The 15,973-nt window shown below is 72.0% G+C and carries 14 protein-coding genes; 8 read left to right on the forward strand and 6 right to left on the reverse strand.

Annotated elements, in window-relative coordinates; genetic code table 11:
• Positions 1-3: 3 nt before the first annotated feature.
• The 6 genes from QUE40_RS00315 (at position 4) to QUE40_RS00340 (ending at position 7,531) form a co-directional block, all read left to right on the forward strand.
• The gene (locus QUE40_RS00315; RefSeq protein WP_289231966.1) at positions 4-1,155 is read left to right on the forward strand and encodes an ABC transporter ATP-binding protein; all 1,152 of its coding nucleotides are present in this window, start codon (positions 4-6) and stop codon (positions 1,153-1,155) included.
• On the forward strand, positions 1,152-1,811 hold the full coding sequence (locus QUE40_RS00320; protein ID WP_142007711.1) for an ABC transporter permease: 660 nt from the start codon (positions 1,152-1,154) through the stop codon (positions 1,809-1,811). Before QUE40_RS00315 ends, QUE40_RS00320 begins: the two co-directional genes overlap by 4 nt.
• Positions 1,808-2,587 (forward strand): ABC transporter permease, encoded by a 780-nt coding sequence (locus tag QUE40_RS00325; RefSeq protein ID WP_170206951.1) that lies wholly within the window; start codon positions 1,808-1,810, stop codon positions 2,585-2,587. Before QUE40_RS00320 ends, QUE40_RS00325 begins: the two co-directional genes overlap by 4 nt.
• A complete protein-coding gene (locus QUE40_RS00330) occupies positions 2,584-3,522 on the forward strand; it encodes an ABC transporter substrate-binding protein (RefSeq protein ID WP_142007713.1) in 939 nt (312 codons plus the stop codon). The genes QUE40_RS00325 and QUE40_RS00330 overlap by 4 nt, the downstream gene beginning before the upstream one ends.
• Positions 3,523-3,707: 185 nt before the next feature.
• The gene (locus tag QUE40_RS00335) at positions 3,708-5,438 is read left to right on the forward strand and encodes an ABC transporter ATP-binding protein (RefSeq protein ID WP_289231967.1); all 1,731 of its coding nucleotides are present in this window, start codon (positions 3,708-3,710) and stop codon (positions 5,436-5,438) included.
• Between the two features lie 83 nt (positions 5,439-5,521).
• Entirely contained in the window at positions 5,522-7,531 is a 2,010-nt protein-coding gene (locus tag QUE40_RS00340; RefSeq protein ID WP_289231968.1) for an ABC transporter ATP-binding protein, read from the forward strand.
• 21 nt (positions 7,532-7,552) lie between these two features.
• On the opposite strand, the gene QUE40_RS00345 is transcribed toward QUE40_RS00340, so the two are convergent.
• The 6 genes from QUE40_RS00345 to QUE40_RS00370 all read right to left on the reverse strand — a co-directional run bounded on the left by QUE40_RS00345 (position 7,553) and on the right by QUE40_RS00370 (position 12,670).
• Complete coding sequence (locus QUE40_RS00345; RefSeq protein ID WP_289231969.1) at positions 7,553-8,080, reverse strand: PGAP1-like alpha/beta domain-containing protein; 528 nt, start codon at positions 8,078-8,080, stop codon at positions 7,553-7,555.
• Complete coding sequence (locus tag QUE40_RS00350) at positions 7,987-9,072, reverse strand: hypothetical protein (RefSeq protein WP_289231970.1); 1,086 nt, start codon at positions 9,070-9,072, stop codon at positions 7,987-7,989. The genes QUE40_RS00345 and QUE40_RS00350 overlap by 94 nt, the downstream gene beginning before the upstream one ends.
• Positions 9,069-9,797: a hypothetical protein gene (locus QUE40_RS00355; protein WP_289231971.1), complete on the reverse strand. Its 729-nt coding sequence runs from the start codon at positions 9,795-9,797 to the stop codon at positions 9,069-9,071. The genes QUE40_RS00350 and QUE40_RS00355 overlap by 4 nt, the downstream gene beginning before the upstream one ends.
• Positions 9,794-10,162, reverse strand: coding sequence for a hypothetical protein (locus QUE40_RS00360; RefSeq protein ID WP_289231972.1), 369 nt, complete (start codon positions 10,160-10,162; stop codon positions 9,794-9,796). The genes QUE40_RS00355 and QUE40_RS00360 overlap by 4 nt, the downstream gene beginning before the upstream one ends.
• A 149-nt stretch (positions 10,163-10,311) precedes the next feature.
• Positions 10,312-11,574, reverse strand: a complete 1,263-nt coding sequence (locus tag QUE40_RS00365) for a glycoside hydrolase 5 family protein (RefSeq protein ID WP_289231973.1) — start codon at positions 11,572-11,574, stop codon at positions 10,312-10,314.
• Between the two features lie 73 nt (positions 11,575-11,647).
• Positions 11,648-12,670 carry a LacI family DNA-binding transcriptional regulator gene (locus QUE40_RS00370; protein ID WP_142007719.1) on the reverse strand — a complete coding sequence of 341 codons (1,023 nt, stop codon included), beginning with the start codon at positions 12,668-12,670 and terminating at the stop codon, positions 11,648-11,650.
• A gap of 165 nt (positions 12,671-12,835) precedes the next feature.
• On the opposite strand from QUE40_RS00370, the gene QUE40_RS18665 reads away from it, so the two are divergent.
• Positions 12,836-15,040, forward strand: coding sequence for an extracellular solute-binding protein (locus QUE40_RS18665; protein WP_350227021.1), 2,205 nt, complete (start codon positions 12,836-12,838; stop codon positions 15,038-15,040).
• Positions 15,037-15,972 (forward strand): carbohydrate ABC transporter permease, encoded by a 936-nt coding sequence (locus QUE40_RS00385; RefSeq protein ID WP_289231974.1) that lies wholly within the window; start codon positions 15,037-15,039, stop codon positions 15,970-15,972. The genes QUE40_RS18665 and QUE40_RS00385 overlap by 4 nt, the downstream gene beginning before the upstream one ends.
• Position 15,973 lies beyond the last annotated feature (1 nt).

The raw sequence follows: 15,973 nt of genomic DNA on the forward strand, positions 1-15,973 counted from the left end.
GCCATGATCACGTTCGACGAGGTCACCAAGTCCTACCCCAGCGCGCGGGGCGGTGAGCCGACGATCGCGGTCGACAAGCTGTCGCTGGAGGCCCCCACCGGCAAGATCACGGTGCTGGTCGGCCCCTCCGGCTGCGGCAAGACCACCTCGTTGCGCATGGTCAACCGGATGACCGACCCGACGTCGGGCACGATCGCGATCGACGGGCAGGACATCATGTCCACCGACGCCGCGACCCTGCGCCGGGGCATCGGCTACGTCATCCAGCACGCCGGCCTGTTCCCGCACCGCACCGTCGTCGACAACGTCGCGACCGTGCCGCTGCTGCTCGGCTGGTCCAAGGACAAGGCGCGCTCGCGGGCGCGCGAGGTGCTCGAGCTCGTGGGGCTGCCGGGGGCCTACGCCGACCGTTATCCCGCCCAGCTGTCCGGCGGTCAGCAGCAGCGCGTCGGGGTCGCCCGGGCGCTCGCGGCCGACCCGCCGGTGATGCTGATGGACGAGCCGTTCAGCGCCGTCGACCCGGTGGTGCGCGACCAGCTGCAGGACGAGTTCCTCCGGCTGCAGGACGAGCTCGGCAAGACCATCGTCTTCGTCACGCACGACATCGACGAGGCCATCAAGATGGGCGACCAGGTGGCCGTGCTGCGCGTCGGCGGCGTGCTCGCCCAGGTCGCGACGCCCGAATACCTGCTGGCCCACCCGATCGACGACTTCGTGGCCGACTTCGTCGGGCGCGACCGCGGCTATCGCTCACTCAGCTTCCAGCCCTCCCCGCAGCTGCCGCTGCGCGAGGAGGTCGTGGTGCCGATGGGCGCCGAGCCCGACGCCGTGCGCGCGGCGACCAACGACCCCTGGGTGCTGGTCGTCGACGACGAGGCCCGGCCGCAGGGCTGGGTCGAGCCGCAACGCATCCAGGCCGCGATCGAGCCGTCGATGCTGCACCGCGGCGGCACCGTCGCCCGGGCCGACGGTCCGCTGCGCGCGATGCTCGACGCGGCGCTGTCCTCGCCGAGCCGGCGCGGGGTCGTGGTCGACGACAAGGGCCGGCTGCTCGGGTCGGTGCGGGCGCACGAGGTGCTCGCCGCCATCGAGGCCACCGACCGCCCCGAGGTCGACCCCGACGACGTCGCACCCACCGAGGACCGGTCGGCATGAAGGCGCTCGACGCGTCGTTCGTCTCCGACAACCTCGGCGACATCGCCTACCGCACCTTCCTGCACGCCGAGATGGCCGGCATCCCGCTGCTCATCGGGCTCGCGCTCGCGCTGCCGCTGGGCTGGCTCGCGCGCCGCGCGTCCTGGCTGCGCACCGGGCTGCTCACCGCCTCGGGCCTGCTCTACACCATCCCCTCGCTGGCGCTGTTCGTCGTGATGCCGCTGATCCTCGGCACTCCGATCCTCGCGGGCTGGAACGTCGTGGCCGCGATGACGCTCTACACGCTGGCGCTGCTGGTGCGCACCGTCGTCGACGGGCTCGACGCGGTGCCCGAGACCGTGCGGCAGGCGGCGACGGCGATGGGATACACCCCGTTCAAGCGGTTCGTGTCGGTCGAGCTGCCGCTCGCGGTGCCGGTCATCGGCGCCGGGCTGCGGGTCGCGGCGGTGAGCAACGTGAGCATCGTCAGCGTCGCCGCGCTGCTGGGCATCCCGCAGCTGGGCGTCTACCTGACCAACGGCTACAACCGCACCTACTGGACCGAGATCTGGGTCGGCATCGTCGCGATCCTGCTGCTGGCGCTGGTCTTCGACCTCGTCATCCAGGCCATCACGCGGTTGCTCACCCGGTGGCAGCGAGCGGGGGCGACGGCATGATCCTCTCCGAGGTCTGGACCTGGCTGACCAGCTCCGAGAACTGGTCGGGCGACGCCGGCATCGCCAACCGGCTGCTGGAGCACCTCGGCTACACCGGCCTGACGATGCTCTTCGCGATGCTGATCGCGCTGCCGCTCGGCACCTGGATCGCCCACACCGGCCGCGGCGCCTGGATGATCACCGTCGCCAACGCCGCCCGCGCGATCCCGAGCCTGGGTCTGCTGCTGGTGCTGGTGCTGTGGTTGCAGCCGAAGTTCCAGGGCGACACCAACCTCGGCTTCCTGCTGCCCTCGATCGTCGCGCTCGTGGTGCTGGCGCTGCCGCCGCTGCTGGCGGGCGCGTACTCCGGCGTCAGCGAGGTCGACCCGGCCGCGCGCGACGCGGCCAAGGGCATGGGCATGACCGGCCGCGAGGTCTTCTTCAAGGTCGAGCTGCCCAACGCGCTGCCGCTGATCCTGTCCGGCGTGCGCAGCGCCACGCTGCAGGTCGTGGCCACCGCGACCATCGCGGCGTTCACCGGGCTCGGCGGGCTGGGGCGCTACGTCATCGACGGCCGGCAGACCAGCCAGTCCGACGAGATGATCGGCGGCGCGCTGCTGGTCGCGGCGCTCGCGCTGGTGCTCGACCTGGTGCTCGCGCTCGTGCAGCGCAGCATCGTCTCGCCCGGGCTCACCGGGCGCACGTCCCGACGGCGGCTGCGCCCCGCGCGGTCGGCCGCCGACGCCGACACCGGATCCGCCACCCCCAACGCCACCAGAGAGCAGGCCACGGCATGACCACCCGACCCACTCGACGCGCAGCCCTCGCCGCCGGCGCCTGCGCCGTGCTGCTGACCGGGTGCGGCCTCTCCGGAGACCCGCTCGAGGCGGCCGGCGGAGGCGGGGAGGCGTGCTCCACCGAGCAGCCGCAGGCCGGCCCCATCAAGGTCGGCGCCGCGGACTTCCCCGAGTCGCAGCTGATCGCCGAGCTGTATGCCGGCGCGCTCAAGGCCAAAGGCGTCAACGCCTCGACGACCGACCCGATCGGCGCGCGCGAGGCCTACCTGCAGGCGCTCGGCGACGGCTCGGTGCAGGTCGTCCCCGAATACACCAACTCGCTGCTGAACTTCCTGCAGCCCGACACCAAGGTCAAGGGCACCGAGCAGATCTACGCCGCGCTGCGCACCGCCGTGCCGTGCAGCCAGGTCGTCGGGGCGAAGTCGACCGCCGAGGACTCCAACGCGATGGTGGTCACCAAGGAGACCGCGCAGAAGTGGAACCTCAAGACCGTCTCCGACCTGGCCAAGCGGGCGAACGAGGTCACCATCGCCGCGCCGCCGGAGTTCCGCACCCGCGAGCAGGGGCTGGTGGGGCTGAAGTCGACCTACAACCTGACGCCCAAGGCGTTCCGGCCGATCAGCAACACCGCCACCCTCGCGGCCGCGCTGAAGAACGGCCAGGCCACGGCCGCCAACATCTTCTCCACCGACCCCTCGATCACGACCAACGGCTTCGTGGTGCTGCGCGACGACAAGCAGCTGTTCGGCTCCGACAACGTCGTGCCGCTCATCGCCCGCTCGTCGGCCACCCCCACCGTCCAGGTCACGCTCGACCAGGTGTCGGCCAAGCTGACCACCGCCTCGCTCGCGCAGATGCTCAAGCAGGTCGTGGTCGACAAGCGCGACGCCGCCACCGTCGCCCAGACCTGGCTGCGGCAGAACAAGCTGGCCTGACGCCGCGGAGCGCGCACGCTCTGGCGGTGGACCGTGGGTGCGTGCGCTCGGGCGCACGGGTCGGCGGTGGTCCGCAAGGGCGTACGTCGGTGGCCGGTTCGGCGGGAACCCACCCGGGCGGGTCCCCAGCGGCGAAGATGGTGCCGAGGGCGTGAGGTCTGGCTCGCGTCCCGGAAGGAGACCCGATGCTGCTGCGCCTGGTGCGCTCCGGGCTGGCGTCATACCGACCCTGGGTCGCGCTGCTGGTCGTGCTGCAGCTGATCAGCGTCGTCACGTCGCTCTATCTGCCGAGCCTCAACGCCGACATCATCGACAACGGCCTGGCCCGCGGCGACATCGGATACATCTGGCGGGTCGGCGGCGTGATGCTGCTGGTCAGCGTCGTGCAGATCATCGCCGCCGCGGCCGCGACGTTCACCGGCGCGCGCACGGCCATGAGCTTCGGGCGCGACGTGCGCGCTGCGATCTTCGACCGGGTCACCCGGTTCTCGGGACGTGAGGTCAACGAGTTCGGCGCCCCGTCGCTGATCACCCGCACCACGAACGACGTGCAGCAGGTGCAGATGCTCGTGCTGATGAGCGCGACGCTGGCGGTGAGTGCTCCGATCATGATGATCGGCGGGGTCATCATGGCGCTGCGCGAGGACGTCGGCCTCTCCTGGCTGATGGTCGTCGCCGTGCCGGTGCTCGCGGTCTCCATCGGGCTGATCGTGCGGCAGATGGTGCCGCAGTTCCGGCTGATGCAGACCCGGCTCGACGGGGTCAACCGGGTGCTGCGCGAGCAGCTGATGGGGCTGCGCGTGGTGCGGGCGTTCGTGCGCGAGCCCTACGAGATCGACCGCTTCACCGACGCCAACACCCAGCTCACCGACGTGGCGCGCATCGTCGGGCGGCTGATGGGCGCGATGTTCCCCGTCGTGATGCTCGTGATGAACCTGTCGACCGTCGCGGTGGTGTGGTTCGGCGGCCAGCGGGTCGCGAGCGGTGACATGCAGGTCGGGGCGCTGACGGCGTACATGACCTATCTGGTGCAGATCCTGATGTCGGTGATGATGGCGACCTTCATGTTCATGCTGGTGCCGCGCGCCTCGGTCGCCGCCGAGCGCATCCAGCAGGTCCTCGACACCGACAGCTCGGTGGTGCCGCCCGCCGACCCGGCGCCGCTGCGCGAGCTGCACGGCGTGGTCGACCTGGTCGACGTGGGGATGCGCTACCCGGGCGCCGACCAGCCGGTGCTCACCGGCGTCGACCTGCACGCCGAGCCGGGCCAGACGGTGGCGATCATCGGCTCGACCGGCGCGGGCAAGACCACGCTGCTGTCGCTGGTCGCGCGGCTGTTCGACGCCACCGCGGGCGAGGTGCGCATCGACGGGGTCGACGTGCGCCGGATCGAGCCCGACGTGCTGTGGGGGCACCTCGGGATCGTGCCGCAGAAGCCGTTCCTGTTCAGCGGGACGATCGCGAGCAACCTGCGCTACGGCCGGCCCGACGCCACCGACGACGAGCTGTGGCAGGCCCTCGAGATCGCCCAGGCGCGCGACTTCGTCGAGCGGATGCCGGGCGGGCTCGAGGCGCCGATCTTCCAGGGCGGCAGCAACGTGTCGGGCGGGCAGCGGCAGCGGCTGTGCATCGCCCGAGCGCTGGTGGCGCGGCCGCGGATCTATCTGTTCGACGACTCCTTCTCGGCGCTGGACCTGGCCACCGACGCCCGGCTGCGGGCCGCGCTGGAGCCGATCACCCGCGACGCGACGGTGCTCGTCGTCGCCCAGCGGGCGGCCAGCGTGCGCGACGCCGACCGGATCCTGGTGCTCGAGGACGGCCGGGTCGTCGGCGACGGCCGGCACGACGACCTGCTCCAGACGTGCGAGACGTATCGGGAGATCGTGGAGAGCCAGGCGGGGGCGGGGGTTCCATGAGCGGCGAGGAGCGCGCAGCGCAGGGTGCGGGTGAGGGACGAGCACGCGGCCGGAGCGGAGTGCGATCGAGCGCGACAGAAGACATGACGGATGAGCAGCAGGAGAGGGAGACACCGGCCGCGCCCGTGCGCGGCGGCGGGCGCGACCCGCTGTCGGCGATGCCGCCGGTGGGGAAGTCGCTGAACTTCGTGCCGTCGGCGAAGCGACTCATCGGTCTGCTGCGCCCCGAGCGGGGGCGGATGGTCCTGGTGGTGGCGCTGGCGGTGGTCTCGGTGACGCTGTCGGTGATCGGTCCCCGGGTGCTGGGTCAGGCGATCGACCTGGTGTTCGCCGGCGCGGTGGGCCAGCAGCTGCCCGCGGGGCAGAGCCTCGAGACGGTCGTCGCGGGCATGCGGGCGGCCGGTCAGAACGACATGGCAGACATGGTCTCGCGGCTGGACGTGGTGCCGGGGGTCGGCGTCGACTTCGGCGCGGTCGGACGGGTGCTGCTGATCGTCGTCGCGCTGTACGCCTTCGCGGCCCTGGCACAGTTCGTCCAGGCCTGGCTGCTCAACGACGCGGTCCAGGCGACCGTGCGACGGCTGCGCCAAGAGGTCGAGGACAAGATCCACCGGCTGCCGCTGTCCTACCTGGACGGACAGCCGCGCGGCGAGCTGCTGTCGCGGGTCACCAACGACGTCGACAACATCTCCCAGTCGCTCAGCCAGACGTTGAGCCAGCTGCTGATCTCGCTGCTCACGGTCATCGGCGTCATCGTGATGATGCTGAGCATCTCGCCGCTGCTGACCCTGGTGGCGCTGGTGTCGATCCCGCTCGCGCTGCTGCTGACCCGGCAGGTCATGAAGCGCAGCCAGCGGCTGTTCATGCAGCAGTGGCAGCACACCGGCGAGCTCAACGCCCAGATCGAGGAGGCCTACACCGGCCACGAGCTCGTGACCGTCTTCGGCCGTCGCCGCGAGGTGGGCGCGCGGTTCGCCGAGAAGAACGCCGAGCTCACCGACGTGAGCTACAAGGCGCAGTTCGTCAGCGGGCTGATGATGCCGATCATGATGTTCGTCGGGAACCTCTCCTACGTCGTCATCTGCGTGGTCGGTGCGCTGCGGGTCGTGAGCGGGCAGCTGTCGCTCGGCGAGGTCACCGCGTTCGTGCAGTACTCCCGCCAGTTCACCCAGCCGCTCAGCCAGCTTGCGTCGATGGCCAACCTGCTGCAGTCGGGCGTGGCGTCGGCCGAGCGGGTCTTCGAGCTGCTCGACGCGCCCGAGCAGACGCCCGAGCAGGCCGAGCGCCTGCCGCGCCCGACGCGCGGGCGGGTGGCCTTCGAGGACGTGTCGTTCGGCTACGGCGAGCGGCCGCTGATCGAGCACCTCGACCTGGTCGCCGAGCCGGGCCAGACCGTCGCGATCGTCGGCCCGACGGGCGCCGGCAAGACCACCCTGGTCAACCTGCTCATGCGCTTCTACGAGCTCGACGGCGGGCGCATCACGCTCGACGGCGTCGACATCGCCTCGGTCCCGCGCGAGGAGCTGCGCGCCCGGATCGGCATGGTGCTGCAGGACACCTGGCTGTTCGCCGGCACCATCCGCGACAACATCGCCTACGGCAACCCCGACGCGACGCCCGAGCAGATCCAGCAGGCGGCCGAGGCCACCTTCGTCGACCGGTTCGTGCACTCGCTGCCCGACGGTTACGACACGCTCATCGACGACGAGGCCAGCAACCTCAGCGTCGGCGAGCGGCAGCTGGTGACCATCGCGCGCGCGTTCGTCGCCGACCCGTCGCTGCTGATCCTCGACGAGGCCACCAGCTCGGTCGACACCCGCACCGAGCTGCTGCTGCAGCAGGCCATGGCGGCGCTGCGCACCGACCGCACGAGCTTCGTCATCGCCCACCGCCTCTCCACGATCCGCGACGCCGACGTGATCCTCGTGATGGAGGACGGCGGCATCGTCGAGCAGGGTTCGCACGACGAGCTGATCGCTGCCGAGGGTGCGTACTACCGCCTCTACCAGGCCCAGTTCCGAGGCGCCGCAGTCGATCTCGACGAGGAGGAGGCGGTCGAGCAGACCCAGGGCACCGGGGCCGCCGCCCCCTGACGCGACGCGGCCGACGCGGCATCACGGTCTCTCCGGTGGTCGACGGATCAAGAAGTCGTACGTCGTCGTCCGGCCGCGCAGGAACCCGTCGTTGTCGAGGTACCACTGCACGAGCTGGGGGTCGCGCACGCTGCCGCGCGCGAGCTGCTGCGCGGCGCTGCGGGCGTACCGGTCGGAGTCGTGCACGCCGATCACCGACTCGGGCGCGCAGCCCGGCAGCGGCGAGGGATCGAGCACGACCCGGACCCGGTTGACGGTGTCGGGGTCGGCCTTCTGGTCGAGCCGGGGCACCAGGTCGCTGCGGTGCTCCAGCGACAGCACCCGCACGTCCTTCGGCACGTCGACGCGCGACACCGGCGACCCGGCCGTGAGCACCGAGGTGACCCGGAAGCGCCGGCGAAACGCGGGGTCGGCCGCGAGCCGGGTGGCGACGAGGCCGCCCTGGCTGTGCCCGCTCAGCAGCACCGGCTCGCTGCCCGGCCGCACGCCGGCCGAGCGCATCGCGGCGGCGACCGCCTGGGCGATCGCGGCGTAGAGCCTCGTGGCCACGCCGCCGACCGCCGCGAGGTTGGTCGGGCCGTCGCTGGGGTTGGTGGGGAGCCCAGGCTCCAGTCCTGGGTGCCGGGGATGTTGACCACCCACCGGGCCTGCCCGTCGCCGCCGACGACGCGCTGCACGCGCACCCGTGAGCCCGCCGCCCCGGCCGCGGACGGCGCGGCGATCGCCGACTGGGTCTGCAGCAACCCCGACAGGTCGCCGGGTGCGTCGGTCGCGGCCCCGACGGCCGGTGGATCGTCAGCGGCACCAACGCTTCTCGCGGCCTGCCCTGCCTGCGGCAGGGGCACGGACGTGACGGTGAGCGGCCGGTCGTCGCGGGCCAGCCCGCCGGCGCGCAGCAGCACCAGCAGCTGCCCGGCCTGCTGCTCGAGCGGCCCCGGCGGCAGCATCCACCGGCCGCCGGCGACGGCGAGGTCGACGATGCCGGGGTTGGCGTAGACCGTGGCGTCGAGCCCGCGCAGGAATCGGGCGACCACGTCGGCGACCGGGTCGCGGTCGCGCGGGAACCCTTGGGGCGTGAACCAGCTCGCGGGGTGCTCGGTGACCGACTGCACCACCGAGGTGACGGCCGTGCCGCTGACGACGGTCAGCACGACCGGCACCCCCACCGACAGCTGCACCGCCTCGAAGGCCGCCGACCGGCGCCGCTCGACCGCCTCGTAGGCGCCGGCGCCCAGCCGCACCCCGCGGGCGACCAGCTCGATGCGGATGCCGAGGCTGTGCAGCCCGCGCGGGCCGTACGCCAGCGCCTGCATCTGCAGGTTGACCGCCCCCGCGGTGAAGGGGGACAGGAACGAGGAGCGCAGCGGGATGCCGTCGACGTGCATCACCTGCCGCCCCAGGTCGCGCGCGGTGTCGCCCGACCGGTCGAGCCGCCACGCCACCGACCGCATGTCGCCCAGGTCGGCCTCGATCGACACCGCCCCGCCGGTGACCTGCGGGCGCCCCGGGCCCGGGCCGCACCCCGGCGAGGTCCGGCTCATCCGGTCACGGCCCGCGCGGCGGCACCGGCCGGGCGCGTGAGGACCACGGCCGCGTCGAGCAGCTCGTCACGCAGCATCGCGGCTGAGAGCGGCGCCGCGCTGATCTGCTCGTGCGGGTGCGCCGCGAGCCGCCACCATCCGTCGGCCGTGGCCAGCGCCGAGACGATCGTCAGCGGACGTCGGTCGCCGCCCGGGTCGACTGCCACGGTCACCCCGCCCGTCGTCGAGGTCGCCGCGCTGCGCACCCACCGCGGGACGTCGGCCAGCCCCAGGTCGTCGAGGGCCACCGCCAGCACCTCGGTCTCGTCGCGGCGCAGCACGTCGCACAGCACCAGCAGGTCGCCGAACTCCACGCACGGCGCCGGCAGCGGCTCCTCGTCGGCGAGGTCGTGGTCGGCCGGCTCGAGCACCGCGTCGGCGCTCCCGGCCGCGGCACCGGCGCCCCCGGCCGTGGCGTCGGCGCCCCCGGCCGTGGGCACCAGCCGCCACAGCTCGTCGACCAGGGCCCAGGCCGGGCCGGTGCTGCGGCCCTGTGCGGCGACGGCCGCCTCGTGCACGAACGTCACCGACAGCACGAACCGCTCGCCGTCGAGCGCGGCGGCGGCGGTGAGCTGCCGGTCGCCCTGCCACGACGACAGCAGCAGCTTCGGCCGCAGCGGGTCGCGCAGCGGCGCCAGCTCGGGCCCGTCGGGGTCGGGGTGGATGACCCGCCGCACGCCGCTCACGGCAACCGCCCCACGGCCCGGACCGCGGTGCCGCCCGGCAGCCACGGGGCGATCTGGTCCAGCGTCGCGCCGGTGGCCGTGACCGTCGCGCCGACCTGCTGCCCGACCCGCGCGAGCATGCGCTCCTGGTGGTCGACCGCGACCGCGTGCACCAGCAGCTTGCGCTGCAGCAGCGCGAGCCCCTCGGCGCACCGGTCCATCTCGCGGGCGCGCTCCTCGAGCCGCCGGCGGTATGCCGTGGCCCCCAGGCTCTGCCAGGTCACCCCGTCGGCCCGGCGCAGCGCCGTCGCCGCGGCCCGCGCCTCGAGGGTCATCCGCCCGGCCCGGCCGGCCGCCCGCCTGATCTGTTCGACGTCCTCCGACATACGGCGAGCCTCACCCGGCCCGGCGCCCCGCGCGAGACCCGAGCCCCGGCCTGTGGACACCACCCGGCCGGGGCGCCGGGCTGTGGAAAGCAGCCCCCAGCCCCGCAGCCCCGGAGCCCCGGAGCCTCGCACTCCGGGCTCACCGCGGGTCAGTCGCGCGCGTCCACCCAGGTCGGACGTACGTCCTCGGCCGGCACGGTGCCGACCACGCCGCGCTCGCGCAGCACGTCCGCCGAGCGCCCGGCGGGCACGATCGCGACCGGCCCGGCCGACCGCGCCTGCACCCACGCGCGGTGGAAGTCGCTGCCCGGGGCGACCTCGGCACGCCGCTGCGGCTGGCGCAGCAGGTCGACGTCGCACACCAGGCCCGGCCGCTCGGCGACGACGGGCCGGCGCAGCGCCGGGATGCACTCGGCCAGCGCCAGGGCCGCCGGCTTCGGCCGGTGGTCGACGGTGAACAGGCCGAGGTCGTACTCCCGGTCGGGGAAGTCGAGCAGGTCGCGCGACAGGTCGTGCGAGCACCACCAGGTCACGCCCCACAGGGCCGGGTTGGCGCCGACGTGCTCCAGCGTGCGGCGCACGAACGCGTCGGCCTCGCCCGCACCGATGTCGGGCAGCGGTGCGCCGATCTCCTGCAGCCACACCGGCCTTCGCGGGTCGGTCGCCGTCGCGGCGGCCAGCTCGACGAGGTAGTCGGCGTGCGTGGTCGTCGCGTCACCGAGCGGCCCGTCGATGCGCGAGACGCCGTTGAACACCCACGAGTGCACGGTGCTGAGGTCGCCGATCTCGGTGACGTCGGACGGCACGAACGGGTGGTCCGGGGCGTAGAACGCGTCGTCGAACAGCGAGTGCAGGACCAGCAGCTCGGGCGCGGCGGCCTTCGCGGTCGACACCAGCTCGCGCGCCCAGTCGGTCGAGGTCGCCGCGGTGGTCGCGTTGGCCGGCCACAGGTTGTTGACCTCGTTGCCGAGGGTCACCGCGAACACGTTGGGCCGCGTCGCGACCGCGCGCGTCACGGTCTCGACGTACGTCCGCAGCCCCGCTCGCACGTCGCGGTCCTCGAACACCGAGCGGCGGTGCCAGGTGAGCACCCACGAGGGCAGGAAGTCGAAGCTGGACAGGTGTCCCTGCAGCAGGTCGACGGACACGTCGAGCCCGGCCTCGGCGGCCAGGTCGATCACGGTGAGCAGGTCGTCGATCGCCCGCTGGCGGATCAGCCCGCGGTTGGGCTGGACCCACGGCCACACGGGGAAGACGCGCACGTGGTCCAGCCCGATGCCCGCCAGGTCGGCGAGGTCGCGGCGCACCGCGTCGGGGTCGAGGTCGAGCCAGCTGTAGAACCAGCCGCGCGAGGGCACGTAGTTCGCGCCGATCCGACGCGGGGCCGGGTCCGACGTGCTCGGAGGTGTCACGGGGGCTGCTCTCGTCCGGGGCTGGTGAACGCCCGAACCCTAAACCGCTTAAGTGGCGCGTGGCAACGGGTGCTCAGGAACGGCGTACGCGCGCGGTGCTCTCGCGCACCACGAGCGTGGGCGTGGGGTGCTGGTGCACCACCCGCTCGCCGGGCTCGTCGACCAGGCGCAGGATCAGCTCGCCGATCTCGCGGCCCCAGGCCTGGGTGTCGCGCGACAGCGCGGTCAGCGCGGGGTGGGTGAGCCGGGTCAGCAGCGAGTCGTCGAACGAGACGATCGAGACCTCGCCCGGCACGTCGACGCCCATCTCGAGCGCGACGCCGAGACCCGCCACGGCCATCACGTCGCTGTCGTAGACGATCGCCGTCGGCCGCTCGCGCGAGGCGAGCAGCCGGCGGGTGATGGCCGCGCCCTCGGTGTCGCTGAAGTCGGTCGGGATCGAGCGGCAGCGCAGGTCGAGCCGCTCGCGCGAGGACTCCAGCGCGGCGATCCGCCGCTGGGTGTGCCGGAACTGCTCGAGCCCCGCGACGTGCACGATGTCGTGGTGGCCGAGGGCCGCGAGGTAGTCGATCGCCGACAGCATCGCCTCGGCGTCGTCGATCCAGGCGTACGACAGTGTCTCGCTGGGTTCGAGCGGCCCGCCGAGCACGAGCGAGGGCACCGACAGCTCGCCCAGCACGGCCGGGCGCGGGTCGTCGACGGTCAGGTCGAGCACCACGAAGCCGGCCACCCGCTGCTGCGCGGCCCAGTCGCGGTAGACCTCGATCTCGGCCTCGAGGCTGTCGACGATGAGCAGCTGCAGCGCGGTGCCGCGCGTCGACAGGCCCGCCTGCAGCCCGGAGAGCAGCTCGCCGAAGAACGGCTCGACGCCGAGGGTCTGCGCGGGGCGGGAGAGCACCAGGCCGACGGCGTCGGGGGCGGCGCGGCCGAGCGCGCGGGCCGCGCTGTGCGGGCGCCAGTGCATCTCGTCGGCGACCGCGAGGATGCGCGCGCGGGTCTGCTCGCTGACGCCCGGGCGGCCGTTGAGCGCGAACGACACCGCACCCTTGGACACGCCGGCGCGCGCGGCGATGTCGGCGATGGTCGGCCTGGCCACTCGTCCTCCCCGGGCTCGTGCTGGTCCAGTGCTGCAGGCGGCTGCGGTGCGCCCGCGGCTCGGCGAGCGGTTTTGCGTGAAGTCCTTGACGGCGTACCGCGCTGTGGGGATAGTAGCGGACGACTAAACCGCTTAAGAACAGCGGACGACGAAGGAGTGGCCATCATGGGCGCAGGACGCCGGCACGGCATCGCGGCAGGGGCGATCGGGGTGGCGCTGGTGGCCACCGGTTGTGGCATCGGAGGCGGCGACGCGGGCAGCTCGGCGCAGCCGACCAGCAGCGTCACCGGCGAGGTCAAGGGCACGGTCTCGATCCAGACCTGGGCGCTGAAGCCGAAGTTCACCAAGTACATGCAGGGCGTGATCAGCGGCTTCGAGAAGGAGTACCCCGGGGTCAAGGTCAACTGGCTCGACCAGCCCGGCGACGGCTACTCCGACAAGGTGCTCAGCCAGGCCAGCTCGGGCACCCTGCCCGACGTCGTCAACCTGCCGCCCGACTTCGCGCTGCCGATGGTCAGGCAGAACATGCTGCTGGACGTCTCGACCCAGGACAGCAACCTCACCCGCGACTTCGTGCCCGGCGGGCTCGAGGCCTACCAGTACGCCGGCACCAAGGGCACCTTCGGCTACCCGTGGTACCTCGGCACCGACGTGAACTACTGGAACACGGCGATGCTCAAGCGCAACGGCATCAACACCGACCAGCTGCCGACCGACCTGGACAGCCTGATCAGCGCGGCCGGCACGGTGAAGACCAAGTCCGGCGGCAAGGACTACCTGATGAGCCGCAAGCCGGGCGTCGGCGACCTCGCGCAGGAGGGCATCCCGATCCTCAGCGAGGACGGCAAGAAGTTCGTCTTCAACACCCCGCAGGCGGTGGCGCTGCTGGACAAGTACCGGAAGGCGTACAGCGACGGGCTCATGCCGCGCGACGTGCTGTCCAGCAAGTACCTCGGCAACAGCGAGCTGTTCAACCAGCAGAAGGTCGGCTGGACCACCGGCGGCGGCAACACCATCCCGAGCATCGCCGAGTCGAACCCGACGCTGGCCAAGCAGGTCGTGCCGAGCAAGGCGTTCGGCACCGGCCCGCTGTACGTCCAGGGCCTGTCGGTCTCGTCCAAGAGCAAGAACCTGCCGGCCGCGATCGCCCTGGCGCGGTGGGTCACGAACCCGCAGAACCAGGCGCAGTTCGCCAAGGAGGTGCCCGGCGTCTTCCCGAGCACGACGGCCTCCAGCAAGGACCCGTTCTTCAGCAAGAGCGACGGCACGCCCGCGGGTGACGCCAAGGTCATGGCGTTCAACACCCTCAAGACCGCCAAGCTGCTGCAGCCGGTCGTCGTCGACTCGGCGATGGCCACCTTCATCGACCAGCAGTTCGCGCTCGCGATCTCGGGCAAGGTCAGCTCCAAGAAGGCGCTCGACGACGCCGTGAAGAAGTGCAACGAGCTGCTGAACAACGGCCAGGAAGCTGAGGTGCGCTCCGGCTCGACCATCCAGCAGCAACGCTGGTTCACCCCCTGGCTGCTGGTCGCACCCGCCGTGGTGTGGCTGGTGGTGTTCAACATCTGGCCGGCGATCAACACCGTGTTCCTGGCGTTCACCGACGCCAAGCCGCTCGGCGGCGGCCGGCTCGTCGGGCTGGCCAACTTCGAGCGGATGCTGGACGACACCCAGCTCGCCCACGCCCTGCTCAACAGCGTGGTCTACATGCTGGTGTGCGTCCCGCTGCTGACCCTGCTGCCGCTGCTGCTCGCGTTGCTGGTGGAGAAGAAGCTGCCCGGGATCACCTTCTTCCGGACCGCGTTCTACACCCCGGTGATCGCCTCGGCCGTGGTCGTCGCGCTCATCTGGAACTGGATGCTCGACGACCGCGGCGCGATCAACTCCATCGCCCAGCAGCTCGGGATCCTCTCGGGCCCGCTGCCGTTCCTCAGCGACCGGTGGCTGCTGCTGCTCAGCGCGATCAGCCTCACGGTCTGGAAGGGCCTCGGCTACTACATGATCATCTACCTGTCGGCGCTCGGGAACGTGCCGCGCGAGCTGCACGAGGCGGCCGCCGTCGACGGCGCCGGCCCGGTCCGGCGGTTCCTGTCGGTCACCCTCCCCGGCGTGCGCGGCACGATGCTGCTCGTCACGATCCTGATCACCGTGTCGGCGCTGCGCATCTTCACCGAGCTCTACGTCATGACCAACGAGACCGGCGGCCCGGGTGGCTATGTCAGCTCGGTCGTCATGCTCATCCAGCTCTACAGCCGCGGCTTCAACGGCAACCTCGGCTACGCCTCGGCGCTGAGCCTGCTGCTGTTCTTCATCACGCTGGTGCCGATGCTGCTGCTGGCGCGGCTCAACCGGAAGGAGGGGCAGGCATGAGTGCCCCCACCGGCGTCGCCACCGTGACGCAGGGCGCCGAGCCGACCGAGCCGGGCACCGGCGGGGGCGGCGGACGCGCGAGCCGGCGACGGTCGTACTCCTTCAGCCGGATGTCCGGCAAGGAGATGGCGATCCGCTACGTCCTGCTCGTGGTGGTGCTGCTCATCACCATCGGGCCGTTCCTGTGGCAGCTGTCGACGTCGCTGAAGAGCCCGACCGAGGACGTCTACACCGCGACGCCGCGCTTCCTGCCGGAGTCGCCGACGCTGACCAACTACAGCGCGGTGGCCGAGACCATCCCGGTCTGGAGCTACGCGCTGAACTCGATCATCGTCGCGGTGCTGGTCGTCGGCGGCAACGTGATCGGGGCGACCTGCGCGGGGTACGCCCTCGCCCGGCTGGAGTGGAAGGGGCGCAAGCTGGTCTTCGGGCTGCTGCTCGCCACCCTGATCCTCCCCGGCGAGGCGACGATCATCGCGCAGTACGTCACGGTCCGCTCGATGGGTCTCGCCGACACCCTGCTCGGGGTCGCCCTGCCCGGGATGATCGGCATGCTCAACGTGCTGCTCATGCGGGTGGCGTTCGCGGCCATCCCCGAGGAGCTGGAGATGTCGGCCAAGATCGACGGGGCCAACGCCTGGCAGCGGCTGCGCTACATCGGGCTGCCGTCGGTGCGCGGGATGCTCAGCGTGATCTGCATCTTCGCGTTCATCGGCGCCTGGGACGACTTCCTGTGGCCGCTCATCGTGCTCACCGACCCGCAGAACTACACGCTCACCGTGGGCCTGCAGTACCTCTCCGGCGCGTTCACGCTCAACCCGCGGGTCATCGCCGCCGGCACGATGATCGCCTTCATCCCGATCGCGGTGCTGTTCGCCGTGCTGCAACGATTCTTCTTCAAGGGAGTCGAGGAAGGCGCGGTGAAGGGATGAC

The sequence above is a fragment of the Barrientosiimonas endolithica genome (genome assembly GCF_030296655.1).
Lineage (GTDB): Bacteria > Actinomycetota > Actinomycetes > Actinomycetales > Dermatophilaceae > Barrientosiimonas > Barrientosiimonas humi.

Coding starts and splice junctions, on each gene's coding strand:
- QUE40_RS00315 (WP_289231966.1), top strand. CDS start 4: ATGATCACGTTCGACGAGGTCACCAAGTCCTACCCCAGCGCGCGGGGC.
- QUE40_RS00385 (WP_289231974.1), top strand. CDS start 15,037: ATGAGTGCCCCCACCGGCGTCGCCACCGTGACGCAGGGCGCCGAGCCG.
- QUE40_RS00320 (WP_142007711.1), top strand. CDS start 1,152: ATGAAGGCGCTCGACGCGTCGTTCGTCTCCGACAACCTCGGCGACATC.
- QUE40_RS00330 (WP_142007713.1), top strand. CDS start 2,584: ATGACCACCCGACCCACTCGACGCGCAGCCCTCGCCGCCGGCGCCTGC.
- QUE40_RS00350 (WP_289231970.1), bottom strand. CDS start 9,072: ATGAGCCGGACCTCGCCGGGGTGCGGCCCGGGCCCGGGGCGCCCGCAG.
- QUE40_RS00340 (WP_289231968.1), top strand. CDS start 5,522: ATGACGGATGAGCAGCAGGAGAGGGAGACACCGGCCGCGCCCGTGCGC.
- QUE40_RS18665 (WP_350227021.1), top strand. CDS start 12,836: ATGGGCGCAGGACGCCGGCACGGCATCGCGGCAGGGGCGATCGGGGTG.
- QUE40_RS00360 (WP_289231972.1), bottom strand. CDS start 10,162: ATGTCGGAGGACGTCGAACAGATCAGGCGGGCGGCCGGCCGGGCCGGG.
- QUE40_RS00335 (WP_289231967.1), top strand. CDS start 3,708: ATGCTGCTGCGCCTGGTGCGCTCCGGGCTGGCGTCATACCGACCCTGG.
- QUE40_RS00325 (WP_170206951.1), top strand. CDS start 1,808: ATGATCCTCTCCGAGGTCTGGACCTGGCTGACCAGCTCCGAGAACTGG.